Here is a 24,870-nt window from a genome sequence, read left to right on the forward strand (position 1 = left end):
CCATCGTCCCACGGGTGGGCCGCGAGGATCGGTTTGGGCCGGTCGCGGGGCGACTGGTAACGTGGGCAGCTGTGTCTCTCAGCCCTCTCGGCCGCGTGGCACATGTCAGAGAAATCAGCAGTACCTGAACCTGAGAAGGCTCTTTCGTGGCGAACATCAAGTCCCAGATCAAGCGGAACAAGACCAACGAGAAGGCGCGCCAGCGCAACAAGGCCGTCAAGTCCTCGCTGAAGACCGCGATCCGCAAGGCCCGCGAGGCCGTTGCCTCCGGTGACACCCAGAAGGCGACCGAGCTGACCCGCGAGGCTTCGCGCCAGCTCGACAAGGCCGTCTCCAAGGGCGTCATCCACAAGAACCAGGCCGCCAACAAGAAGTCGGCGCTTGCTTCGAAGGCCGCGTCCCTCTAAGGCCGACCAGTGATGTAACCGCCGGGAGGACCAGAGCGGGCCCTCTCTCATCCGCTCCCGACCGGCACCCCGATCCACACGCGGCCTGCGTTCGCCACGCGGGTGTGGATCTTTGAAGAGCTTGAACCGAAGACCCCGTGCGCTGCCCTTCCCCAGGGTGGTGCGCGGGGTTCTTCGGTTTTCGGGGCTTCGGGTCGGCTTCGGGGCTTCGGGTCGGCTTCGGGGCTTCGGGTCGGCTTCGGGGCTTCGGGTTTCAGGAAAGGGCGGGGTCGCCGGGCCTTCGGGAAGGGGCGGGGGCTGTCGGGGTCCGGGGCGGAGCCCCGGTTTCGGGAAGGGGCGGGCTCGGGGGAAAGAAAATCCCGCCGCAACGGCGAGCACCCCCACGAACCATCCCGGCGGTGCCCACACCGCCCCCCAGAGCGGGAAAACCTACCCCCGGCGAAGCCGAGCCGCCCGGGCAACGGCGACGACGGCCTTCTCCAAGGCGTACGCGGGGTCGTCCCCACCCCCCTTGACGCCCGCGTCAGCCTCCGCACAGGCCCGAAGCGCCACAGCAACCCCGTCCGGCGTCCACCCCCGCATCTGCTGCCGCACCCGATCGATCTTCCACGGCGGCATCCCCAGCTCACGAGCAAGATCAGCGGGACGCCCACCCCGCGCGGACGACAGCTTCCCGATCGCCCGCACCCCCTGCGCCAACGCGGAAGTGATCATCACGGGCGCGACCCCGGTCGCGAGCGACCACCGCAGCGCCTCCAGGGCCTCCGCCGCCCTCCCCTCCACGGCCCGGTCGGCCACCGTGAAGCTGGACGCCTCCGCCCGCCCCGTGTAGTACCGCCCGACGACCGCCTCGTCGATCGTGCCCTCGACATCCGCGACGAGCTGCGCCGCGGCGGACGCGAGCTCCCGCAGATCACTGCCGATGGAGTCGACCAGGGCCTGGCACGCCTCGGGCGTCGCCGACCGCCCCAGCGCCCGGAACTCACCCCGCACGAAGGACAGCCGGTCCGCGGGCTTGGTCATCTTCGGGCAGGCCACCTCCCGCGCCCCCACCTTGCGCGCGGCATCGAGGAGCCCCTTGCCCTTGGCCCCGCCCGCGTGCAGCAGCACCAGGGTGATCTCCTCGACGGGCGCCCCCAGATACCCCTTCACGTCCTTGACGGTGTCCGCCGACAGGTCCTGCGCATTGCGTACGACGACGACCTTGCGCTCGGCGAACAGCGACGGGCTGGTCAGCTCGGCGAGTGTGCCGGGCCCCAGCTGGTCGGGGGTGAGGTCACGGACGTCGGTGTCGGAGTCCGCGGCCCGCGCGGCGGCGACGACCTCCTGCACGGCGCGGTCGAGCAGCAGGTCCTCCTGCCCCACGGCGACCGTGACAGGAGCGAGCGGATTGTCGTTTGCGTTCTTCCTGGCCATCGCGGTCAAGCATCCCACGCACCACTGACAGCTCCGGTCGAGGCGGCATCCGGCGGGCGCAGCGGGGGGCGGGGCCGAGGACAGGGGGCCAGGACCGCCGGGCGGGTCCGAGGGCGGGGGGCCGGGACCACCGGGCGGGTCCGAGGGCGGGGGGCCGGGACCACCGGGCCGGACGCGGGGCGCAGCCCGACGTCGCCGTATCGGAGAATGGGCAGGTGACCGACGTACGACATGTCCTGGTGCTGCCCGACCGCGACGCCGCGGAACAGCTCGCCGAAGAGCTCCCCGACCGCTTCGGCATCCCCGACGAACCCCAGCTCGTCCGGGACGCACTGGCCGGCGAGGACGACGCGGAGGACGCCCAGTGGCTGGTGGTCGTCGAGGACCCCGAGCGCCGCCTCGACCCGAAGGAACTGGACGCGCTGGCGGCCGAGTTCGAGGGTTGGCTGGAGGCACCCTAGGCCTTGTCTGACGGGTCGGCGTGGAGCAGGTGTGCGCCGGGTCGGTGCGGAGCAGGCGTCCGCCGGGTCGGTGCGGAGCAGGGAGCGGCGAGCCTCGGGTCAGGCCTTGGGCAGGACCTGGATGTCCAGCTCGATGGTGATGCTGGCGCCGACCGCCGCGATCCCCCGGGCGAGCATCGTCTGCCACGTGATCGTGAAGTCGTCGCGGTGCAGCTCGGTCGTCGCCCGGCACGCGGCCCGCGTCTCCCCCTCGAGCCCGTGCCCGACCCCCAGGTACTCCGTGTCCAGGGTGACCGTCCGCGTCACACCGTGCAGCGACAGGGCGCCCGTGATCGCCCAGCGCGCACCACCCTTGTGCACGAACTTGTCGCTGTAGAACTCCATCGTCGGGAACCGTGCCACGTCCAGGAAGTCACTCGACCGCAGATGGTCGTCGCGCATCTTGACGGCCGTGTCGATGGAGGACGCGTCGATCACGACATGCATCGCGGAGTCCTCCATCCGCTCGGCGAGACGTATCGCCCCCGCGAACGTGTTGAACCGGCCGTGGATCCGCGCGAGCCCGATGTGCCGCGCCGTGAACGCGATCGAGGAGTGCATCGGGTCGATGTCCCAGTCCCCGGACTCCGGCAGCCCCGGGAGCGGCGCCACCTGCAGCGTCACATCTCCCATCGACGCGTGCGCGCCCTCGCCCACCGTGACGTTCGCCCGGTACGGCGTGAACCCCTCCGCCGACACCGCGAGCCGGTACTCCCCCGCCGGAACCGTCGCGACGAACGACCCGAACGGATCCGTCCCACCACTGACGATCTTGCGGCCCATGGTGTCGCTGACCGAAAGCTCCGCGTGCCGCACCGCCTCATTGACGGGATCGAGCACCCGGCAACTGAGCACCCCCGCGCCGGTCGGCACCGTCATCGCCGACAGCGGCCCGGACCGCCCGCCCCGGCCCCAACGGTTTCCCAGCCAACGGCCGAACACTGCGACACACCCCGCACACCTTGACAACACCTGCAACAAAAAGGCATTCGATCACCGTTGCGGCATTCGATGCAAACGCAACCACTTCAACAAGAACATTGCGGAATTGACCGGGAGCGCCTGCACTGTCCCGCTAGCCCCAATTAACAGTTCCGCCCCACTTCGCCTCCCCCTCCCCTCCCCTCCGGGGGGCTCCCCCTCCCCCTCCCCTCCCCCCGCCCCGTCGCCCTGGCCTCACCCACACGGCCAGGGCGACGCCCCGCCCCCACCTCACCTGCGCGTCGTCACCCCCAGCTCGGCCGCCTCGTCCTCGCCCGCAGCCGGGCCTCTCCCCGGTGGCTGCGCCCGCGCCCCGGCCCGCCCTCCGGTCACCGCGATGGCGCCGCTCGTGTCTGTCCGCAGCACCTGTGCGCCCCCGGCACGCAGCGCCGCGACCGTCCGGGGCGAGGGGTGTCCGTACGGGTTGTCCTCGCCGCACGAGACCAGCGCGAGCCGTGGTCCCACCCGTCGCAACAGCAACGGGTCTTGGTACGCCGACCCGTGATGCGCGACCTTCAGCACATCCACCCGTGGCAGCGCGGCGCCCGCCGGAGTGCGCAACAGGGCCCGCTGGGCCGGTGGTTCCAGGTCGCCGAGGAGGAGCAGGGTGAGCCCCGCGACCCGGGCGAGGAGGGTGACGCTGGCGTCGTTCGGCCCCTCCGGCCGCACCCCCGGAGCAGGTGGCGGCCAGAGCACCTGCCACTCCAGCGGCCCGGCACGTCTCCGCTCCCCTGCGACGGCCCGCGTCAGGGGAATCCCCCGCGCGGCCGCCTGTCCGCGCACGAACTCGGCCTGCCCCGACGGCTCCTGGAATCCCGTCGTCTGGATCGCCCCCACCGACCGCCCCCGCAGCACCCCGGGCAGCCCCGCCACATGATCCGCGTGAAAGTGCGTCAGCAGGATCAACGGCACCCGCGTGACGCCGAGCGAGCGCAGACACCGGTCGACGAGAACGGGATCGGGCCCCGCGTCGACGACCACCCCGGCGCCCCCGCCCGCCGCGAGCACGGTTGCGTCGCCCTGCCCCACATCACACATCACCAGACGCCACCCCTGCGGCGGCCAGCCCGCGATGACCCGGGTGAGCGGCGGGGGTTGAACGACCGTCAGCAGGAGCAGCAGCACGCATCCCGCACTCAGCCACGGATGCCGGGCGAGCCTGCGGCAGGCCAGGACCACGGCGACGGTGACGATCGCGAGCAGCAACGCGCCGCTCCAACTGCCCGGCCAGTCGATGCCGTTCCCTGGCAGCGCCGCCCCTGTCCGGGCGATTCCAGCGATCCAGCCCACGGGCCAACTCGCGCACCACGTGAGCGCCTTGGCCGCCGGCATCGCCACGGGCGCCACCGCGAGCGCCGCGAACCCCAGCACGGTGGCGGGCGCGACGGCGAACTCCGCGAGCAGGTTGCACGGCACCGCGACCAGGCTCACCCGCGCCGCGAGCACCGCCACGACCGGCGCGCACACCGCCTGCGCCGCCGCCGCGGCCGCCAGCGCCTCGGCCGGCCGCCCCGGTACGCCCCGCCGTCGCATCGCCGCGCTCCACCTCGGCGCCAGCGTGAGCAGCGCCCCCGTCGCCAGGACGGACAGCAGGAAGCCGTAACTCCGCGACAGCCAAGGATCGTACAACACCAGGAGCAGCACCGCCGTGGCCAGCGCGGGCAGCAGTGATCTGCGCCGGCCCGTGCCGATGGCCAGCAGCACGATCAGACCGCAGGCCGCCGCCCGCAGCACGCTCGGCTCCGGTCTGCACACGATGACGAACCCGAGCGTCAGCCCTCCGCCGAGCAGCGCCGTCGTCCGTAGCGGGATGCCCAACCTCGGCGCGAGCCCGCGCCGTTCCGCCCGGTGGGCCGTGCCGGGCGGCCCGATGAGCAGCGCCAGGACGATGGTGAGGTTCGCTCCGCTGACCGCGAGAAGGTGAGTGAGGTCGGTCGCTCGGAACGCCTCGTCCAGGTCCGGCGGCACCCGCGAGGTGTCCCCGATCACCAGCCCCGGCAACAGCGCGCGGGCATCATCCGGCAGCCCGTCCGTCGCCTCCCTCAGCCCCGCCCGCAGGTCCCCCGCGAACCGCTGCGTCGCCGACGGCGCCTCGACGACCTGCGGCGCCCGCCCCTCCGGCACCCGCAGGACGGCCGCGATCCGCTCGCTGTCCGACCACGGCACCGCGAGGCTTCCGCGCACCCGCAGCCGCGTGGACGGCAACAGGTCCAGCCACGGCGATCCTCGCGGCCGCACGTCCGTGGCCCCGGCACGTACGCCTTCCGATGGGCCGCCGACTCCGGCCGGGCCGACATCACCGGAAGCAGTGTCCGGGCCACGTCCGTCATCCGCCCGCCAGGTCCCCTGCCCCGAGCCCGCGTCGCCCCTCTCTCCCGGCTTCTCCCGCTGGCCTGTCTCCTTCTCCTCCTTCCTCTCCTCGCGCACGATGACCAGCACCGGCGCCCGCGTCCCGCTCGTCGTACCGTCGGCTTCCTTGACTCGGACGACCTCCCCGTTCAGCACGATGGACGGCGGAGCCGCGCGGTCGCCGGTCACCCGGGGGCGCGTACGGCGTGGGTCCGATGTCACCTCCACCTCCGCCGTCACCTCGGCGTATCGCTCTGCGAGTTCGGGTACCGGGCCGCGGTGCAGGTCCGCCCCGTGCAGCCCGGCTGAGGCAGCCGACGCCGCGGCGCACAGCAGGATCGCGGCCACACTCACCCGGCCCCACGCGAGTCGGCCCCTTCTCTGGGTCCGGATACGCCCTCCCTGGGCGTCGGCGCGGCCTCCCTGGACGTCGGCGCGCCCTGCTCCGGCGTGGCCTTCCCCTACTCGTGCGGGGGCGCGCCCTCCCGTCGGGGCGTGGACACCCCCGGCGCGGGCCTGCCCGGCCCCGCATCCCCATGCGGTCCACGTCACCAGAAGCGCTCCGGCCACCGCCACGCAGACCACGACCGCGCCGACCACCACGCGGGGTGGGGCGTCCAGCGCGAGGGCCGCCGCTGCCCAGGCCGCGAGGGCGGGTGGCACCAGGCGAAGGTCGGCGGGGCCCTCTTGTCGCGGGGCGGCGGGGGCGTGGTGGCGCGGGTCGGCAGAGTCGTGGTGGCGTGGGTCGGAGGGGCCGTCCTGATGCCGGTCGGGCGCGCTGGGGCGGGCATCAGGCCCGCCGGGGGTGGTCGCCCGGCGCCTCATGAACGTCGCCGCACCCCTCGTCGCCGCACCCCTCGTCCCCTCGCGCCTCGCTTCCGCCCTCGCGTCCCTCGCCGCCGTACCCGCCATCCGCCTCGTCGCCATCCCCGTGCGCCTCATGGCCGCACAAGGTTCTGCAGATCGGCGAACCTCTTCTCGCCGATGCCGTTCACTTCCCGGAGTTCGTCCACCGAGCGGAATCCCCCGTGCTCCGTGCGGTAGTCGATGATGTGCTGCGCCAGGACCGGGCCCACCCCCGGCAGGGTGTCCAGTTGCTCGGCGGTGGCGGTGTTGAGCCCGACGGGTCCTGCCGCCGCGCCGGCGCCCCCTGTCAGCCCGGCCGCCGTGCCCCCGGCCGTCGGTCCGGGGCCGGACCCCGGTGGGACGGCTGGCGCGGAGCCCGGCTCCGGTGGGACGGGGCCGCCCACCACGATCTGCTCGCCGTCGATGAGGAGCCGAGCCCGGTTGAGCCCGTCCGCCTTCGTACCGGGGCGGACCCCGCCCGCCGCCCGCAGCGCGTCGGCCACGCGGGAGCCTCCCGGCAGTCGTTGCACACCAGGGCTGCGGACCTTGCCCCTGACGTCCACGACGACGCCTGCCGCCGCGCCCGCGCCGCTCCCCGCACCGGTGGCGTCGCCCGGCGCGCCCTGTGGGAGCCCTCCATCGGGCGCGGGCGGCGTCCCGGGCGACGGTGATGGTCCTGGCTCTCCGCCGGGCCCCGCCGCTTCGCCCACCACGTCCGGTGCCCGGACCGGCTGGGTCCGCCCGGTCCAGAAGTGCTGCGCCGCGAAGACCGCGGCCACGGTCAGGACCAGGCCGAGCGCGATGACGCTCCGCCGCTCCAGGCCGCACCGCAATCGGAGCCAGAGCGGCAGCCTCTCCCGTACGGCGAGCCCGGCCCGCACCCGCCACGACGGCCCCGTTCGGGCATCGGCCCCGGAACCCTCCTCCGCCGCCGCACCCGTCTCTCCCGCAGGGTCCACCGGACCAACGGGGCCCACCCGGCCCGTCCGGTCCACCGCGTCCACCGCGTCCACCGCGTCCACCGCGTCCAGAGGGTCCACCCGGCGATCCGGGCCCGCCGGGTCCACAACACCCCCAGCACCCCCACCACTCCAACCATCAACACTCCCAACCCAATCGGGAGTTCGACGCCACCCACGCTCGGGCGTCACAGGCGCCAGAGGCAACGTCGGAGCCCGCCCCCGCCCTCCTCCCCTCACGCCCGGCTCAGCGAACAGCGCCTCGGCCCGCAGCCGCATGGCCTCCGCCGCCGCGCGCCTGCGTCGGGCCCGGCGCCGAGCGTGGCGTCGCGTCGCGTGCCCCACGGCCACGCGGTGTTCCTGTGCGCGCCCGCCCGAGCCCGGGGCCCGCCCCGGGCCGCTGTGCGTCGGGCCTGCCGAACCGTCGCCCAGCGAGCCTGCCGCGCCGTCGCCCGGCGAGCCCACCGCACCGCCGCTTACCGTCTCCGAAGCTGATCCAAGTCCCATGCCGAAAACGCTAGGCACCGCCACGGAAACTTGTTGATCTTGCTCAATTCCCGGGGATTACCCAGCAGTTGTGGATAACACCGTCACTCGCACGAGTGAACCTCGCCCACGCGGAGGCGAGACCAGACCCCACCGAGACGAGACCGCCTCACCGGGACCAGGTCACCCCACCTCACCGAGGCGAGACCACAGCCCCGAGCAGCCCGGGCCCGGTGTGCGCCCCGATCACCGCGCCCACCTCGCTGACGTGCAGGTCGACGAGGCCCGGGACACGGTCCCGGAGGCGTTCCGCGAGGGTCGCCGCGCGCTCGGGCGCCGCGAGGTGGTGCACGGCGATGTCCACCTCGTGCGCCCCGGCCCGCTCGATCACGATCTCCTCCAGACGGGCGATCGCCTTCGACGCCGTGCGGACCTTCTCCAGCATCTCGATGCGACCGTCGTCCAGCGAGAGCAGCGGTTTCACGGCGAGCGCGGAGCCCAGGAGCGCCTGGGCGGCGCCGATGCGGCCGCCGCGACGCAGGTAGTCGAGGGTGTCGACGTAGAAGTACGCGGACGTCGCCGCGGCCCGTTTCTCCGCGGCCGACACCGCCTCGTCCATCGTGCCGCCCGAGTCGGCGGTCTCGGCCGCGGCGAGGGCGCAGAAGCCGAGGGCCATCGCGACCATGCCGGTGTCGACGACGCGGACCGGCACGGGTGCCTCGCGGGCGGCGAGGACGGCGGCGTCGTACGTTCCGGAGAACTCGGCCGACAGGTGGAGCGAGACGATGCCGGTGGCGCCCGCCTCCGCGACCTTGCGGTAGGTCTGGGCGAAGACCTCGGGGCTGGGGCGCGAGGTGGTCACGGGGTGGCGTTTCTGCAGGGCCAGCGCGAGCGAGCGGGCGGAGATCTCGGTGCCCTCTTCGAGTGCCTGATTGCCGAGTACGACCGTCAGCGGCACCGCGGTGATGTCGTGCCGCTCCATCGTCCGCTGCGGCAAGTAGGCCGTTGAATCGGTGACGATCGCGACATGGCGGGACATGAGCTGGAGATTACCCGCAGGAACCCTGGTGCGGCAGTCCGACCCCTGCACGCGGGCGACGGGGGCGACGTGCTCCGACGGGGCTCCGGGGATGCCTAAGGGGCGGTCCGGCCGTGGCCTTGGCGGCGGGCCCCGCGGGTCAGGTGGTGCTCTCGGGCTTGGGCTTCTTCTGCCAGGGGTACGTCGGCTGCGGTGCCGGCGGCGTGATGGCGGGCCTGGTCGGCTCCTGGGCGGCGCGGTCCCCGTCGGCCGCGCGGGCGGATTCCCCCGGCCGGGACGGCTTGTTCAGGTCGGCCGCCGCGGAGTCGGACGCGGTCTTGGCCTGGTCGGTCCGCGGGGCCGTCGCGGGGTCGGACCAGGAGGTGAGGGGCTGGTCGTCGGACGGTCCGGCCGTCCAGTGCCGCAGCGCGCCCGCTTCCATGTCGATCTGCTCGCTGAGCAGGTCCAGGTCGTCGTCCGCGAACTTGTGGGCGCGGTCGCGGGCCGCCCAGCGGAGTGAGTCGGCGGCCTTGACGATCTGCTCGGTGCGCTCCTTCAGGGCGGGCAGGCGCTGGCTGAGCTCGATGCGGTCGGGCTCCCGCTCCAGGCGCTTGAGGTCGTCGTCCAGCTCGTGGCCGTGGGCGCTCAGGCGCTGGAAGAGCGCCAGGGACTCGTGCAGCGAGGAGTCCTCGGCGACGCCCGCGCGCAGCGAGTCCTGGGTGGCCCGCATGGAGGTGCGCAGCCGCAGCCGCAGCTGGGCCAGCTCACCGACGGCGCCTGGCTGGGCGAAGGTCCGCGCGCGCAGCGTGGTGTCCTCCACCGTGCGGCGGGCCTGCGTGATCGTGCGGTCCATGCCGCGGCGGGCCGCGCCGACCGCCTTGACCACCGCATACGCTCCCAACGCCAGGAACAGCACGAAGAGCAGCGCGACCACTGCGATCACGGCTTCCACGATGCTTCTCCTTCGGCCCGGCGAATCGGTCCCCGGCGGTTCGGGGTGGTGCGAGGGGTGGTGCGGGGTGGTGCGAGGTGATGCCGACGGCGCCGATCTCTCCGTCTCCTCCACGGTAAACGCAGCAGGCCTCCTGAGGGTTCCAGCGGAACCCCCAAGCTGCCCGTAGGGGACTACCCCGATGCGCGTCGCCCGACCCGCAGTTGACCGGTCACCCAGGTCCGCGGCGGCCAGCCGCTACCCGCCCCGGCCCGCCGCCATGCAGCCGCCGACCCGCCGCCGACCCGCCACGACCAAAAGCGGCGGGCCCCTGGGGGCCCGCCGCTCACCGACCGCGCCGGACCAGTCGGCCCGACAGATCAGCTCAGCCGGTCAGCTCACCGATCGGCTCCGCCGACCTGCTCCGCCGATCCGCTCGGCCCGACCACACCACCCCGGTCAGACCGAATCGCCCCTCACGCCGGAACGATGTTCACCAGCTTCGGCGCTCGCACGATGACCTTTCGGATGTCCGCGCCGGCCAGCGCGGCGACCACGCGCTCGTCCCCCAGGGCCGCCTTCTCCAGTTCCTCATCGGAGATGGCGGGCGGGACCTCCAGGCGGGCCTTGACCTTGCCCTTGATCTGCACGACGCAGGTCACGGTCTCGTCCACGACGTACGCGGGGTCGGCGACCGGGAAGTCCTGGTGGACGACCGAGTCGGTGTGGCCCAGCTTGCGCCACAGTTCCTCGGCGATGTGCGGGGCCAGCGGGGCGACCAGCAGCACCAGGCGTTCGGCGACGGAGCGCGACACGGGGCCCGTCGCCTTGGTCAGGTGGTTGTTCAGCTCGGTGATCTTGGCGATGGCGGTGTTGAACCGCATGCCGTCCAGGTCCTGGCGCACGCCGTCGATCGCCTTGTGCAGCGCCCGCAGGGTGTCCTCGTCGGGCTCGGCGTCGGTGACGGTCAGCTCGCCGGTGGCCTCGTCGACGATCAGGCGCCACATGCGCTGCAGCAGCCGGTACTGGCCGACGACCGCGCGGGTGTCCCAGGGGCGCGAGACGTCCAGGGGGCCCATCGCCATCTCGTACAGGCGCAGCGTGTCGGCGCCGTACTCCTCGCACATCTCGTCCGGAGTGACGGCGTTCTTCAGGGACTTGCCCATCTTGCCCAGCTCGCGCTTGACCGGCTCGCCTTCGAAGAAGAACTTCCCGTCGCGCTCCTCGACCTCGGTGGCGGGCACCGGGAAGCCGCGGCTGTCGCGGTAGACGTAGGCCTGGATCATGCCCTGGTTGAACAGCTTGTGGAACGGCTCGGCGGACGAGATGTGGCCCAGGTCGAACAGGACCTTCGACCAGAAGCGGGCGTACAGCAGGTGCAGTACGGCGTGCTCGGCGCCGCCGACGTACAGGTCGACGCCGCCGGTGGGCTGGCCCTCGCGGGGGCCCATCCAGTAGCGCTCGGCGTCGGGGGCGACCAGCTGCTGGTCGTTGTGGGGGTCCAGGTAGCGCAGTTCGTACCAGCACGAACCGGCCCAGTTGGGCATGGTGTTGGTCTCGCGGCGGTAGCGGCGCGGGCCGGCGCCGTCGCCCAGGTCCAGGGTGACGTTGACCCAGTCCTCGTTGCGCGACAGCGGGGTTTCGGGCTGGGTGTCGGCGTCGTCCGGGTCGAAGGTGCGCGGGCTGTAGTCGTCGACCTCGGGGAGTTCCAGGGGCAGCATGGACTCGGGCAGCGAGTGGGCCACGCCGTCCTCGTCGTAGACGATCGGGAAGGGCTCGCCCCAGTAGCGCTGGCGGCTGAACAGCCAGTCGCGCAGGCGGAAGTTGACGGTGCCCCGGCCGATGCCCTTGCGCTCCAGCCACTCGGTGATGCGGGCCTTGGCCTCGACGACCACCAGGCCGTCCAGGGTGACGTCGTCTCCGGAGGAGCCGATGATCTTCGCCTCGTAGGAGTCGAAGGAGTCGTCCCACGTGGACGGGTCGGTGCCGCGGTCGTCGGCGGGCTCCACGACGCAGCGCATCGGCAGCTCGAAGGCGCGCGCGAAGGCGAAGTCGCGGGAGTCGTGCGCGGGGACGGCCATGATGGCGCCGGTGCCGTAGCCCATCAGGACGTAGTCGGCGATGAAGACCGGGACCTGCTCGCCGCTGACGGGGTTCGTCGCGTACGCGCCGGTGAAGACGCCGGTCTTCTCCTTGGCGTCGGCCTGGCGCTCGACGTCGGACTTGGCGGCGGCGAAGGCGCGGTACTTGGCGACGGCCTCGGCGGGGGTGGCGTGGCCGCCCGTCCACACGTCGTGGGTGCCTTCGGGCCAGGTGGCCGGGACGATGGTGTCGACCAGTTCGTGCTCGGGCGCCAGGACCATGTAGGTGGCGCCGAACAGGGTGTCCTGGCGGGTGGTGAAGACGGTGATGGCGTCGCCTTCGGAGCCGACGGGGAAGTCGACGCGCGCGCCTTCGGAGCGGCCGATCCAGTTGCGCTGCTGCAGCTTGATGGCCTCGGGCCAGTCCAGCGCGTCCAGGTCGTCGAGCAGGCGGTCGGCGTAGGCGGTGATGCGCATGTTCCACTGGCGCAGCTTGGCCTTGAAGACGGGGAAGTTGCCGCGCTCGGAGCGGCCGTCGGCGGTGACTTCCTCGTTCGCGAGGACGGTCCCCAGGCCCGGGCACCAGTTGACGGGGGCGTCGGAGGCGTACGCCAGACGGAAGCCGCTCAGGACGTCGGCGCGCTCCTGGGCGTCCAGGGCGCTCCACGCGCGCGTGGAGTCCGGTACGGCGCGCTCACCGCTGTCGAACTGGGCGATCAGGTCGGCGATGGGGCGGGCCTTCTTCGCCTCGTCGTCGTACCAGGAGTTGAAGATCTGCACGAAGATCCACTGGGTCCACTTGTAGTAGTCCGGGTCGATCGTCGCGAAGGAGCGGCGCTTGTCGTGGCCAAGGCCCAGGGCGCGCAGCTGTGCCTTCATGTTCTCGATGTTGGCTTCCGTGGACACGCGCGGGTGCGTGCCGGTCTGCACGGCGTACTGCTCGGCGGGCAGGCCGAAGGCGTCGAAGCCCAGGGAGTGCAGGACGTTGTGGCCCGTCATGCGCTGGAAGCGGGCGAAGACGTCGGTGGCGATGTAGCCCAGGGGGTGGCCGACGTGCAGGCCCGCACCCGAGGGGTACGGGAACATGTCCATGATGAACTTCTTGGGGCGCGCGGCGAGGGCCGGGTCGCCGGCCAGGTCGCCGCTCGGGTTGGGTGCTTCGTACGTGCCGTTCGCGTCCCAGAAGTCCTGCCAGCGTGCCTCGATCTCGGCCGCCAGGGCTGCCGTGTAGCGGTGCGGGGCGGCTGCCTCGGCGGCGGGGGCGCCTCCCGCGCCCGCCGCGCCTTCAGCAGTGGCGGAGGAATTCGTCTCGCTCATGGTCCTCAAAGCTCCATCGATCGTCTCTGCCTGCGGAAATGACCGGACGGCCAAATAAAAATGCCCCTCGCACAGGAGGGGACGCCGCGCCGATTCCGACCGCGCTCACTGGGCGGTCGGGACTGATCAGCGCGGCCCGCTAAGCAGAAGGCGTACGGCACGCATGGCGTCAGGGTACCGCAGCGCTTCGGAGCCGGGCCACGCGCTTTGTCCGTATCCCCCGGAGAGCCGTGGCGCATCCCCGGGGAGCCCGGGAACCCCACCCCTGGCCAAGGGTTACTCCGCGTACCGACCACTATCGGGGCAACACCAAGATCGAGTCGCGCTTTGATAACAACGCAATAACTCAAACCACGTACCCATCGGTATGGCTCGACTTAGCATGCGGCGACCGAACCATTTCGGAGTCGCCCCCATGAACCCTCTGAACCCGCACCGCAAGAGCCGCGGAAGCCCCCCGTCGCCCGCGACGCCGCCGCGGCGCTCCCCCTCGCCGCGGCGCTCCGCCCCGGCGTCCGCGCCCTTCCCGCCGCCCGCACCACCGGCGTTTCCCTCCTTCCGCGCGCCGGGCAGAGCGGCCCGCGGCATCGTCACCACGGCCGCGCTGCTGCTGATACCCCTGCTCGTGTTCGCGGGCGGCGACGACTTCCGCGCCGCTCTCGACTTCACCACCGGCGTCCTGTCGCTGGTCTCCCTGACGGCGTCGGTGATGTGGGGCCTGGTCGCCTCCGACCGGCTCTTCCTGCGCTCGCGCCAGCGGCTGCTCGCCCAGGCCGTGCACCGGGCCACGGCGGTCGCGTCCGTGGGCTTCCTGCTGCTGCACGGCACCGTGAAGCTCGCCCTCGACCATGTGTCCGCGGTGGGCGCCCTGGTGCCCTTCGGGCTCGGCTTCACGGGAGGCGACGGGCTCATCGGCCTGGGCTCGCTCGCCGGACTCCTGATGATCACCACCAGCGTCACCGGTGCCCTGCGCAGCGCCTTCGCCTCGCCGGTCCAGGTCGCGTCCCGGTGGCGGGCGCTGCACACGCTGGCCTACCCGGCCTGGTGCGCGGCCCTGATCCACGGCCTGTACGCGGGCCGCCCGCCGAAGCCGTGGGTGGTGGCCCTGTACTGCCTGTGCCTGATCGCGGTCGCCGGAGCGGTGGCGCTGCGCGCGGCGCCGCGTCCGGTCAAGCGCAAGGTGGCCGCCCGGATCTTCGCCCTCCTCGAACCCGACGCCCGGCCCGCGCCCGACGCCCGGCCCGCGCCCGACCGCGCCCGCCGCGAGACCCCCGCACCCACCCGGGACACCGCGTCGGCGCCGCTGCCCGGCACCTCGTCGGGCCGCGCCGCCACCTCGGCCGACCAGCCCCCGGTCGTCGGCATCGCCGCCGCCTACCGCGCGCTGGCCGCCCCCTCGGGGCCCGACTCGTCGTTGCCCCTGGACCTCCAGCCGACCGAGGTCCTGCCCACCATGACCCCCCGCTGGCCGGCCCCCTCCCCGCCCCCTCCCGCCGAGGCCCCCTCGGCCCCGTTGCCGTACGACTCCGTAGACAACGACTACGACTCCGTAGCGAGCGGATACGACTCCCTGGACGCCGGTTACGGGCCCACAGGCAGTGGTGACGGCCGCCGCGACTCCCAGGACACCCAGCACGACTACGGAGACAGGGGTTTCGGCTCCGGGGACACCGACCCGTACGGCGCCTCGTACGACACCGGCCCGCAGCCCGCCTACCACCCGCCCGTGCAAGACCCCGCGCATCCCGTGCGCCCCGCGCACGACCCCGTGTACGACGACGGCCCCGCCACCCAACAGCTACCCGGCCCCTTCCAGGCGCCCAGCAGCGGCGAACCCTGGAACGCGTCCACCGGAGGCAGCAAGTGAACGCGTCACTGCCCGATGTCCCCGAAGTCCGCGTCGTCGGGCTTCCGCTGCTGACCTCGGGCTTCGATCTGGTCGAGCGGCTCGACCTGGCCATGCACCTGAAGGTGCACGGCCCGCTGGAACCCATCGCGGGCGAGCAGCTCGCCACGCTGGCCGAGCAGATCTCGCTGCGTGGCCGCGGCGGCGCGGGTTTCCCGTTCGCCAAGAAGCTGCGGGCCGTCGCCGAGGCCGCGATCCGCCGGGGCGTGCGCCCTGTGGTCGTCATCAACGGCAGCGAGGACGAGCCCGCGTGCCGCAAGGACACCGTGCTGATCAACCGCGCCCCGCACCTCATCCTGGACGGCGCGCTGCTCGCCGCCGAGGCGCTGGGCGCGCGCACGCTCGTCGTCGGCGTGACCCGGGACTCCACGGAGGCCTCGATGCAGGCGGCGCTCGCCGAGCGCGGACTGAGCAACCGGCGCGGGTCGGTCCTCCGCGCGCGCGTGCAGCGCAATCCCGTGCGCATGGTCACCGGCGAGTCCTCGGCCCTGGTGCGCTCCGCGGACGGTGGGCCGCCGCTGCCCCCGGGGCGCAAGGTGCGCACGTCCGACTCCGGGGTGGGCGGCGCGCCGACGCTCCTGTCGAACGCGGAGACCTTCGCGCAGTTGGCCGTCGCCGCCCGCATCGGCGCGGAGCGCTACCGGCGCACCGGCCTGCGCGACGAGCCGGGCACCGTGCTCCTGACGCTCTCCGGGGCCGTCGCCCGGCCGATGGTCCTGGAGGTCCCAACGGGCGTGCCCCTCCGGTACGTTCTGCAGCTCGCCGGCGCTCCCCCGCTGCCGCAGGGTGTCCTCACGGGCGGCTATCACGGCAAGTGGCTGGACGCGGTCACCGCGCACGACGCGGTCGTGTCCCGGGCGGCCCTGGATGCCTGCGGGGGCGCGCTCGGCGCGGGCGCGATCCTGCCGCTCGGCCCGGGCACGTGTCCGCTGGGCGAGGCGCTGCACGTGGCGAACTGGCTGGCGGCGGAGAGCGCCGGACAGTGCGGGCCCTGCTACCTGGGGCTCCCGGCCGCCGCACGGGGCCTCGCCGACGTCCTGGACGGTGGCGGGCCCACCGCCCTGGAGGCACTGCGCGAGGTGACGCGGGCAGTGAAGCGGCGGGGTGCGTGCAAGCATCCGGACGGCTCGGCGGCGTTCCTGGAGTCGACGATCGCGGCGTTCACGGACGATCTCGCCGCGCATGTCCTGGGCGACGGGTGCGGGCGCCCCGTGGCGGGCGTCCTGCCGCTCCAGGACGACAGCCCCCAGGGCGAGGCGTCGAGCGGCCGCAAGCTCGCCGTCGACTGGACGCTGTGCCAGGGCCACGGCCTGTGCGCGGACATCGTGCCCGAGCTGATCCAGCTGGGCCCGGACGGCTTCCCCGCGGTCGCGGAGGCCGCCGTGCCGCGCTACTCCGAAGCGCGGGCCCAGCGCGCGGTGCGCCGCTGCCCGGCACTGGCCCTGCGCATCGAGGAGGCCCCCGCGGCGATCCCGGCGCGGGCGCCGTCGGCGGGCCTGCCGATGCTGCCGCGGGGCCGCGGGCGCAGGGCGCTGGGCAGCGGGCGGTGAGGACGGACTGAGCGGCCTGTACGGGGAGAGCCTGGGGTGCGTGCCCCGGTCCTCCCCGTACAGGCCCAGGCTCTCCCCGGACGGGCTCAGATCCTCGCCGTACGGGCCGAGCCCACCCCGTACGGGCCCGAGCCCACCCCGCAAAGACCCAGGGCACACGAAAGAGCGGGCCACCCGATCCGGGTGGCCCGCTCATCTGCTGTGGAGCTAAGGAGAATTGAACTCCTGACCTCCTGCATGCCATGCAGGCGCTCTACCAACTGAGCTATAGCCCCTTGTTGCTGCTCCGCCCGGTTTCCCCGGCGGCTCCGCAAACATTACACGGTCACCCCCGTGGTCCACCAAATCGTTTCCGTCCCGGACACCCGAGGTCACTACGGTCCGGCCTCGTGTCCGTGATCGCCGTCGCCGTCATCCGCCGCCGTGTGCCCCTGGCCGCCGGGGCGTGCCTGCTCTCCTTCGTCCTCTTCTGGGCCGCGCAGCGCGCGGCCGACGTCTCGATGATCGACTTGATGGTCTACCGCGCGGAAGGCCAGGCCGCGCGTTCGGGCGCCGACCTGTACGCGATGCGCGCCACCGCGTACGACCTGCCCATGACGTACCCGCCGTTCGCGGCGTTGCTGTTCACGCCGCTGACGCTGCTGGAGCCGGCGGACCTGCGCCCGCTCGCCACGCTCGGGAACCTGCTGCTCCTGTTCGCCTTCGTGCGGCTGTCCCTGAAGCTGGTCGGAGCGGGGCGGTACGCGCGCGTGGAGACCGCTCTGTGGGTGTCGGCGGTGGCTGTCTGGGCGGAGCCGGTGTGGACGACGCTGCGCTACGGGCAGGTGAATCTGCTGCTCGCCGTGCTGGTGCTGTGGGGGCTCACGCGGCGCCCGGACCACCGGTGGGCGGGTGTGGGCATCGGGATCGCGGCGGCCATCAAGCTGACGCCCGGGCTGTTCGCGCTCTTCCTGCTCCTGGCGGGTGCCGTGGCGGGGGTACGACGGGACGCGTGGCGGCCCGCCGTGCGGCACGCGTGCGTGGCCGCCGCCGCGTTCCTGGGGGCGACGCTGGCCGCGGCCGTGGTGCTGCCGGAGGACTCCCGGAACTTCTGGACCCGGGTGGTCTTCGAGGCGGGCAGGGCCGGGCGGGCGGAGAACACCGCGAACCAGTCGGTGCGCGGGGTGCTCGCACGGCTGCTGCACACCCCGGAACCGGGCGCCTGGTGGGCGGCAGGGGCGGTGGTGGTCTGCGTGGCCGGACTCGCCGTGGCGGTGGCCGCGGCGGCGCGCGGGGAGCGGGCCTGGGGCGCGGTCGCCTGCGCGGCGACCGCGCTGCTCGTCAGCCCGGTGTCGTGGTCGCACCACTGGGTGTGGTGCGTGCCGATGGCGCTGCTGCTGTGGACGCGTGCGGCGCGGTGGGGCGGCCGGGGGCGGTGGGCGGTGACGGGCGGCCTTGCGCTGGTGTTCTGCTCGTACGCGCTGTGGTGGGTGCCGCACGGCCATGGGCGGCGTGAACTCGCCCAGGATTTTGGCGAGATGACGCTGTCGGCGAGCTATCCGCTGGCCGCCGTCGGCTTCCTCGCCGTCGCCGCGGCCGTCGCTCTGGGGTATCCGCGCACGGGATCAGGGCAGCCGCGCGGGAGGCCGGGGCGGCCGCGCGGGAGGCTCGGGCGCTCGCGGGCGCCTCAGGCGGTGGCGAACGAGTAGAAGCGCTTGAGGGTGCAGTGCTCGTCGAGCAGGCGGCCGTAGATCGGCTCGCCTTCGAGTTCGCGGTACGTCTCGATGGGGTCGCCCTTTATGATCAGCGCCCGCGCGCACTCCTCGCACCAGTACTGGTAGTCCGGGTTGACCGGTTCCATGTCGCGGACGATCGGCGTACCGCTGCCGCACCAGTCGCATTTACGCCTGTGTGCACCCATCGATCAGCTCCAGCTGTGGCCGCAGGCGGTGCACACGTAACTGACTCCGCCGTTGTCACCGAGGACTTGAGCCACGTGGGCCGAACCGCAGGAAGGGCAGTGGAGGAGCGCGGCATCGCCGACCTGTATGTCCGCCACTTCGAAGAGGCCCCCGGCCTCTTCGAGGATGCTCGCAGGCATCGCGCTCTCCCTCCCGTCGGGTCACCGTCGGCGCTTTGGTGCAGTCCCCTTCCGGCCCCGTCGATTCTGCCACGACCACGGCGAGACGGTCAGCGACGCATACGTACCAGTCCGGACACGGCCCCCAGGGCGGCCGCCGCGGCGAGCGCGTAGAAGCTCACCAGGAGCGCGTCCGCGGATGAATACGCCCCAGGAGCCCCCTGTGACTCAATCCCGGCGAGGAAAATCGCGCCGAAGACCGCGACGCCGGTGAGCTGTCCGAGCTGGGTGACAGTGGCGAGGAAACCACTGGCGTCCGCCGCGTCCTCGGGCCGTACGGTCGCGAGCGCGCGCGTGAGGGTCGGGCTGAATCCGAGCGAGAGGCCGATGCCGCCGCCCACGAACGCCACGTACAGCCACAGCCCGCCGTCGTCGCCGTTCCGCAGCAGCAGGCCCACCGCGAGGCACGACAGGGCCGCGAGGGCGAACCCGCCCGGGATCAGTGCCCGTTGCAGCGCCGCGGGCCACTTGCGCCAGGTCAGACCGACCACTCCGAAGACGATCGCGGACGGGGCGAACGTCAGCCCCGCGCGCAGCGCGCTGTAGCCGAGGCCGCCCTGTACGTGCAGGGACAGCACGAACAGGAATCCGGAGTTGACCGCCATCACCGCGGCGAGCCGGAACACGGCGAGGCCCATGCCCGGCACCCGCAGGACCCGCGGCGAGATCAGCGGCGCCCCGCCGTGCCGGGCGAGCCGCGCCTCGTACCAGCAGAACAGGGCGAAGAGCACGGCGGCGGCGCCGAGGGACACCCAGGTCCACAGCGGCCAGCCCTCCTGCTCGCCGAGGACCAGCGGCACCGTGAACGCCGAGACGGCCGCGCCGAGCAGCACGAGCCCCGGCAGGTCGAGCCCGCGCGCCCGGCCCGCGTCGCCCCGGTCGTCGCGGGGCAGCACACGGGCGGCGACGAACAGCAGGGCCACGCCGACCGGCACGTTCACCAGGAACACCGGGCGCCAGCCGGTGCCGAACAGGTCGGCGCTGACGAGGACGCCGCCGACGACCTGACCGGCCGCGGCGCCGGTGGCGAGGACCGCCGAGTACGCGCCGAGTGCCTTCATCCGCGCCTCGCCGGTGAAGTTCCGCTGGATGAGGCTGAGCACCTGCGGGATGAGGACGGCGGAGCCCGCGCCCTGCAGCAGCCGGAACGCGATCAGCTGACCGGTGCTCTGGCTCAGCCCGCAGGCGAGGGAGGCGGCCGTGAAGACGGCGAGCCCGACGAGGTAGACACGGCGGTGCCCGAGCCGCTCGCCGAGGCGCGCGCCGGTGATCAGCAGGACGGCGTACGTGATGGTGTAGCCGGCGATGACGAGTTGCAGTCCGGCGCCGGACGCGTGCAGTTCCTCGCGGATCGTGGGTGCGGCGACGTTGACGATGAACACGTCGAGCAGCGCCATGAACTGGGCGGTGAGCACGGCCGCGAGGAGCCGTCCGGGGCGGATGTCAGTGCCAGGGGCTTTACTGGATCCAGGAGTTGAGGCGGAGGTCGCCGCGGGTGGGGTCGTAGTCGTCATGCCCCGAGCGTGGTCGCGGGCGGGTACAGGTAGTGAGAGCCCGCTGATGCTGGTACTGGCAGCACCTGGCAAGGTCGACGGCGGGGACGGACGATGGGGGACGTGACGACGATGGACATGACGGGGACACCACGCACGGCACAGTCCACACACACGGTGCCGTCCACACGCACGGCACGCGCAGCGGGCACCGCACCGGCTGACGCGCCGGTCCCAGCCGCGCCCGGCACCCTGCCCGCCCCCACGCCCGGCACCCTGCCCGCACCGGCGCCCGCCCGCCGCCGCCCCGAGCTGGCCGCGTTCCTGCGGGGCCGCAGGGCCCTTGTCACCCCTGCCGACGTGGGCATGCCGCCCGGCCCCCGGCGCCGCACGCCCGGCCTGCGCCGCGAGGAGGTCGCGCAGCTCTCCGGCGTCGGTGTGACGTGGTACACGTGGCTGGAGCAGGGCCGCCCCATCAACGCCTCCGCCCAGGTCCTGGACGCCGTCGCGCGCACGCTGCGCCTGGACAAGGCGGAGCGCGAGCATCTGTACCACCTGGCGGAGGTGCCGTACGCCGCGCGGCACGAGGCGGCCGCGCAGACGGTGGGCCCGGAAGTGCAGGGCATCATCGACGCCTTGGACCCGCACCCGGCCGTGGTGTACAACGCGCGCTACGACATCCTCGCCACCAACCCCGCCTACAGAGACCTCTTCCTCGTCCCGCCCATCGAGGCGATAGGCGTGGAGAACGTGCTGTGGACGCTGTTCGTCGTGCCGGAGAAGCACTGCCCGCTGGTCTTCCGGGACTCGGAGCTGCCGGTGATGGTGGCGACGCTGCGCGGGGAGTACGGCCGGCATGTGGGCGAGCCCGCCTGGGAGAACTTCATCCGGGAACTGTCCCTGGCCAGCCCGGAGTTCGCGCGCCTGTGGGCGAGCGGCTACGTGGTGCCGCCGGGGCCGCGGGTGAAGACGTTCTGGCACGAGGCGGTCGGTGAGCTGCGGATGACGTCGGTGTCGCTGTCGATCAACGGCATGCCGGACTGCCGCATCGTGGCGTACACGCCGGACGACGAGGAGACGAAGGACCGGACGGCCCGGCTGCGCGAGCTGCGCCGCGACGACGTGTCCGTATGAGACGGGGGCACCGGAGAGAAGGGACGCCAGGGAGAGGGCGTGCCGGGGAGCAGGTGCGCCGGAGAGAAGGAGCAGGTGCACCAAAGAGAACGTGTGCCGGACATGACGAAAGCGACGCGGCTCACGTTTTCCGTGAGCACACGCCGCTTCTCGTGTGAGTGGAGCTAAGGAGAATTGAACTCCTGACCTCCTGCATGCCATGCAGGCGCTCTACCAACTGAGCTATAGCCCCTGGTGTTCTTCCCGCTCGGCGGGCGAACAAGAAGAACTTTAGCCTGCGACCTGCCCGAATGCGAAATCCGGTCCCCGGCACCGGTGACCTGGGCTTCCGCCGGGACACGCCGGAGGCTAGTCGTCGTCGCCGAGCACCGGCTCGGGCAGCGTGCCCGCGTTGTGCTCGAGCAGGCGCCAGCCGCGCGCGCCCTGGCCGAGGACCGACCAGCAGCAGTTGGAGAGCCCGCCCAGGCCCTCCCAGTGGTGCGGCTCCAGGCCGAGGAGACGCCCGATGGTGGTGCGGATGGTGCCGCCGTGGCTGGCGACGACCAGCGTGCCGTTGTCGGGCAGCTTCTCCGCGTGCCGCAGCACGACCGGGGCGGCGCGGTCGGCCACCTCGGTCTCCAGCTCACCGCCGCCGCGGCGCACCGGCTCGCCGCGCTTCCACGCGGCGTACTGCTCGCCGTGCCGGGCGATGATCTCGTCGTGGGTCAGCCCCTGCCAGACCCCGGCGTAGGTCTCGCGCAGGGCCTCGTCGTGGGTGACGTCGAGGCCCGTGACGGCGGCCAGCTCGGCGGCGGTGGCCGCGGCCCGCCTGAGGTCGGACGCGATGATCGCGTCCGGCTTCAGGGAGGCGAGCAGCCGGGCGGCGCGCCGGGCCTGGCCGAGGCCGACGTCGGTCAGCTCGATGTCCGTGGTGCCCTGGAAGCGGCGCTCCAGGTTCCACGCGGTCTGGCCGTGCCGCCACAGGATGATCCGGCAGCCGCGGTTGCTCACCGCAGCTCACCGCCCAGCTCGCGCAGGGCTCCGGCCTCCTCGGCGGCCTGCTGCCGGTCGGCGTACTCGGCGGCCTTGCCGCGGGTGGCCTTGGCCTCGGCGGGCAGCTCGATCTCGGGGCAGTCCTTCCACAGGCGCTCGAGCGCGTAGAAGACACGCTCCTCGCTGTGCTGGACGTGCACGACGATGTCGACGTAGTCGAGGAGGACCCAGCGGGCCTCGCGGTCGCCCTCGCGGCGCACCGGCTTGGCGCCGAGCTCCTTGTTGAGGCGCTCCTCGATCTCGTCGACGATCGACTTGACCTGGCGGTCGTTGGGCGCGGAGGCGAGCAGGAAGGCGTCCGTGATCGACAGCACGTCGCTGACGTCGTACGCGATGATGTCGTGCGCGAGCTTGTCGGCGGCCGCCTGGGCGGCGACGGTGATGAGCTCGGTGGAGCGGTCCGTGGCGGTCACTAGAGAGCTTTCCTTCAGATGGGCAATACCCGTCAAGGGTCTCACGGACCGCCCATGGGCCCCCAGAAGATTGTTTCGACCACTCCGGGACCACCCCGGGACTGCTCGGGGAGCAGGCCAGGACCGGTCCGGGCCCGCCCCGGGAGCACCGCGGGCGCCCTCCCCACCCGGGAAGGGCCCCCGCGCCGACCCGGCCTAGTAGTCCCCGCCGAGCACCACGGACACGTCCGCGTTCGGGGCCGTCTTGCCCTTGCGGACCGCTCCGGCGGGCAGGCCGAGGGTCTTGGCGACCTCCTGCGCTTCCGCCTTCTTGCCCGCGTCGGCGTACGTGACCTGCGACGACGCCGACGCGGAAGTGCCGGAGCCGCCGTCGACGAAGGTGTAGCCGCCGTTGACCAGCGCGATGCGGGCCTTCTCCGTGGAGTCCTTGTCGCCGGTGGCGTTGCGCACGCCGACCCGTACGGCCGCGCCCTGCTCGGGGCTCTTCACGGCGCCGCCGAGGACGTCCTTGACCACGCTCGTGCTGGCCTTCTCGGTCAGCGTGCCGTCGTCCTGGACCGGCAGCAGCGCGGTGGCGTAGTCGCCGCCCTTGGCGCGGTCGGCGAGCTTCGCGAGGAAGGTGCCGAGGTCCTTCTCCTTCAGCGACGGGTCGAGGATCTGCGCGAGCGACTGCACGGTGACGGTCGCGGCCTGCGGGTCGGACGACAGCTTGCGCAGCACGCCCTGCATGACCTGTCCGAACCGGGTGAGCTGCGCGGTCTCGGCCTCGCCGGAGGCGCGGTAGGTGGCGTACGCGACGGCCATCGGCCCGCTGAGGGTCTGCTGCTCGCCCTTCTTGACGAGCGGCGCCTCGCCCTTCTTCTTCGACTTCGGGTCGGGGACGTCGGCGTCGGTGTCGATGTCGATGTTGCCGACGAGTTCGACGAGGTTGTTGAGGTAGGGGGTGTCCAGGCGCCAGGTGCCCTCGACGTGGGTGCCGAGGGCCGTGTCGATCTCTTCGCGCGTGCCGGTCGAGCCGTCGTCCTCGACGGACTTGGCGAGCGTCGTCGCGCTGCCGTCCTCACCGGTCAGGGCCAGGGAGTCGGGGAGCAGGACGGTGCTGCCGCGCTTGGTGGTGGTGTTGTTCACGAGCAGCGCCGTGGAGGTGCCGCCGCCCTTGGTGTTGTGCAGGTGGACGACGATCACGTCGCGCTTCTGGGGCCCGGCGGCGGCCTGCCCGCCGGACTTCTCGTCCGAGCCGCCGGGCAGCTTGCCCGCGGACCACAGATAGCCGACGCCGCCGACGACGGCCAGCGCGAGCACGACGACGAGGGCGACCACGCGCGAGCGCCCGCGCCGCTTGGCCTCCTCGCGGCGCTCGGTGCGGCTCTCGGTGAACTTCAGCCAGTCGATGACGTCTTCGGATTCCTCGTCCGGTTCCTCTATGAACGAGAACTGTTCGGTGCGGTACTCGGGCGCTTCGTCACCTTCGTGCGCCCGCTCCGGCCCGGCTTCCTGCTCGGGGGACGGCTGTTGATGCGAGGGCTGTTGGTGCGACGGCTGTTGATGCGACGGCTGCTGCGCGTACTGCTGCGGCTGCGCATGCTGCGGCTGCTGGGACGCCTGTGACTGGTACGACTGCTGCTGCGGAACCCACCCGGTCTGCTCCCGGGTGTCGTACGCCGACGGCGGCACCGCCGCCTGCTGCCCGGTCGAGCCCTCCGCCGCGTACGGGTCGTAGCCGTACCCCTGCGGCTGCCGCTGCGCGGCGTACGTGTCGTAGCCGGGCGCCGTCTGCGGGGGCACCTGGGGCTGCTGCACCAGTTGGTACACCGGCCGCCCGTACTCGTCGTACCCGACGACCTCGTACTGGTCCGCCGCGTCACCCGCGTACTGACCCGCGTACGGGTCCTGGCCCGCGTAGGGGTCGTACTGTCGGTCGTTCACCGGTGC

At 72.8% G+C, this 24,870-nt stretch carries 19 protein-coding genes and 2 tRNA genes; 6 read left to right on the plus strand and 15 right to left on the minus strand.

Annotation, left to right across the window (positions count from 1 at the left end):
- Nucleotides 1–146: 146 nt before the first annotated feature.
- Nucleotides 147–407: a 30S ribosomal protein S20 gene (gene rpsT, locus ACZ6BG_RS04290; protein WP_030357727.1), complete on the plus strand. Its 261-nt coding sequence runs from the start codon at nt 147–149 to the stop codon at nt 405–407.
- Between the two features lie 429 nt (nt 408–836).
- Here rpsT and holA read toward each other — a convergent pair whose 3' ends face one another.
- Nucleotides 837–1,823 carry a DNA polymerase III subunit delta gene (gene holA / locus ACZ6BG_RS04295; protein ID WP_468996704.1) on the minus strand — a complete coding sequence of 329 codons (987 nt, stop codon included), beginning with the start codon at nt 1,821–1,823 and terminating at the stop codon, nt 837–839.
- Nucleotides 1,824–2,038: 215 nt separating this feature from the next.
- On the opposite strand from holA, the gene ACZ6BG_RS04300 reads away from it, so the two are divergent.
- Complete coding sequence (locus ACZ6BG_RS04300) at nt 2,039–2,284, plus strand: hypothetical protein (RefSeq protein ID WP_468996707.1); 246 nt, start codon at nt 2,039–2,041, stop codon at nt 2,282–2,284.
- A 99-nt stretch (nt 2,285–2,383) separates the two neighbouring features.
- On the opposite strand, the gene ACZ6BG_RS04305 is transcribed toward ACZ6BG_RS04300, so the two are convergent.
- From ACZ6BG_RS04305 to leuS, 6 genes are all read right to left on the minus strand, one after another.
- Entirely contained in the window at nt 2,384–3,265 is an 882-nt protein-coding gene (locus tag ACZ6BG_RS04305; RefSeq protein WP_468996709.1) for a YceI family protein, read from the minus strand.
- 270 nt (nt 3,266–3,535) lie between these two features.
- Entirely contained in the window at nt 3,536–6,478 is a 2,943-nt protein-coding gene (locus tag ACZ6BG_RS04310) for a ComEC/Rec2 family competence protein (RefSeq protein ID WP_468996711.1), read from the minus strand.
- Nucleotides 6,479–6,591: 113 nt separating this feature from the next.
- A complete protein-coding gene (locus ACZ6BG_RS04315) occupies nt 6,592–7,539 on the minus strand; it encodes a ComEA family DNA-binding protein (protein ID WP_468996713.1) in 948 nt (315 codons plus the stop codon).
- 598 nt (nt 7,540–8,137) lie between these two features.
- A complete protein-coding gene (locus ACZ6BG_RS04320; protein WP_468996715.1) occupies nt 8,138–8,983 on the minus strand; it encodes a DegV family protein in 846 nt (281 codons plus the stop codon).
- Between the two features lie 139 nt (nt 8,984–9,122).
- The gene (locus tag ACZ6BG_RS04325; protein WP_468996716.1) at nt 9,123–9,914 is read right to left on the minus strand and encodes a hypothetical protein; all 792 of its coding nucleotides are present in this window, start codon (nt 9,912–9,914) and stop codon (nt 9,123–9,125) included.
- 455 nt (nt 9,915–10,369) lie between these two features.
- Nucleotides 10,370–13,291 carry a leucine--tRNA ligase gene (gene leuS / locus ACZ6BG_RS04330; RefSeq protein WP_468996719.1) on the minus strand — a complete coding sequence of 974 codons (2,922 nt, stop codon included), beginning with the start codon at nt 13,289–13,291 and terminating at the stop codon, nt 10,370–10,372.
- 415 nt (nt 13,292–13,706) lie between these two features.
- Between leuS and ACZ6BG_RS04335 the strand changes: the two genes are divergently transcribed.
- On the plus strand, nt 13,707–15,158 hold the full coding sequence (locus ACZ6BG_RS04335; RefSeq protein WP_468996721.1) for a cytochrome b/b6 domain-containing protein: 1,452 nt from the start codon (nt 13,707–13,709) through the stop codon (nt 15,156–15,158).
- A complete protein-coding gene (locus ACZ6BG_RS04340) occupies nt 15,155–16,747 on the plus strand; it encodes an NADH-ubiquinone oxidoreductase-F iron-sulfur binding region domain-containing protein (protein WP_468996723.1) in 1,593 nt (530 codons plus the stop codon). The genes ACZ6BG_RS04335 and ACZ6BG_RS04340 overlap by 4 nt, the downstream gene beginning before the upstream one ends.
- A 202-nt stretch (nt 16,748–16,949) precedes the next feature.
- Here the strand turns inward: ACZ6BG_RS04340 and ACZ6BG_RS04345 are convergent.
- Nucleotides 16,950–17,022 (minus strand) — tRNA-Ala (locus tag ACZ6BG_RS04345).
- Nucleotides 17,023–17,136: 114 nt separating this feature from the next.
- Between ACZ6BG_RS04345 and ACZ6BG_RS04350 the strand changes: the two genes are divergently transcribed.
- Nucleotides 17,137–18,435 (plus strand): glycosyltransferase 87 family protein, encoded by a 1,299-nt coding sequence (locus ACZ6BG_RS04350; RefSeq protein ID WP_468996725.1) that lies wholly within the window; start codon nt 17,137–17,139, stop codon nt 18,433–18,435.
- Here the strand turns inward: ACZ6BG_RS04350 and ACZ6BG_RS04355 are convergent.
- From ACZ6BG_RS04355 to ACZ6BG_RS04365, 3 genes are all read right to left on the minus strand, one after another.
- A complete protein-coding gene (locus tag ACZ6BG_RS04355) occupies nt 18,414–18,647 on the minus strand; it encodes a hypothetical protein (RefSeq protein WP_016643127.1) in 234 nt (77 codons plus the stop codon). The two genes, ACZ6BG_RS04350 and ACZ6BG_RS04355, sit on opposite strands and share 22 nt — an antisense overlap.
- Nucleotides 18,648–18,650: 3 nt before the next feature.
- A complete protein-coding gene (locus ACZ6BG_RS04360; RefSeq protein WP_468996726.1) occupies nt 18,651–18,827 on the minus strand; it encodes a hypothetical protein in 177 nt (58 codons plus the stop codon).
- 89 nt (nt 18,828–18,916) lie between these two features.
- Complete coding sequence (locus ACZ6BG_RS04365) at nt 18,917–20,380, minus strand: MFS transporter (RefSeq protein ID WP_468996728.1); 1,464 nt, start codon at nt 20,378–20,380, stop codon at nt 18,917–18,919.
- 93 nt (nt 20,381–20,473) lie between these two features.
- Between ACZ6BG_RS04365 and ACZ6BG_RS04370 the strand changes: the two genes are divergently transcribed.
- Complete coding sequence (locus tag ACZ6BG_RS04370) at nt 20,474–21,493, plus strand: helix-turn-helix transcriptional regulator (RefSeq protein ID WP_468996730.1); 1,020 nt, start codon at nt 20,474–20,476, stop codon at nt 21,491–21,493.
- A 159-nt stretch (nt 21,494–21,652) separates the two neighbouring features.
- Here ACZ6BG_RS04370 and ACZ6BG_RS04375 read toward each other — a convergent pair.
- From ACZ6BG_RS04375 to ACZ6BG_RS04390, 4 genes are all read right to left on the minus strand, one after another.
- A tRNA-Ala gene (locus ACZ6BG_RS04375) sits at nt 21,653–21,725 on the minus strand.
- 116 nt (nt 21,726–21,841) lie between these two features.
- Entirely contained in the window at nt 21,842–22,483 is a 642-nt protein-coding gene (locus ACZ6BG_RS04380) for a histidine phosphatase family protein (RefSeq protein WP_468996732.1), read from the minus strand.
- On the minus strand, nt 22,480–22,938 hold the full coding sequence (gene rsfS / locus ACZ6BG_RS04385; protein ID WP_030362627.1) for a ribosome silencing factor: 459 nt from the start codon (nt 22,936–22,938) through the stop codon (nt 22,480–22,482). Before rsfS ends, ACZ6BG_RS04380 begins: the two co-directional genes overlap by 4 nt.
- A gap of 195 nt (nt 22,939–23,133) precedes the next feature.
- Complete coding sequence (locus tag ACZ6BG_RS04390) at nt 23,134–24,864, minus strand: LCP family protein (protein ID WP_468996734.1); 1,731 nt, start codon at nt 24,862–24,864, stop codon at nt 23,134–23,136.
- Nucleotides 24,865–24,870: the final 6 nt, after the last annotated feature.

It is taken from the genome of Streptomyces sp. NPDC041205 (assembly GCF_055591765.1).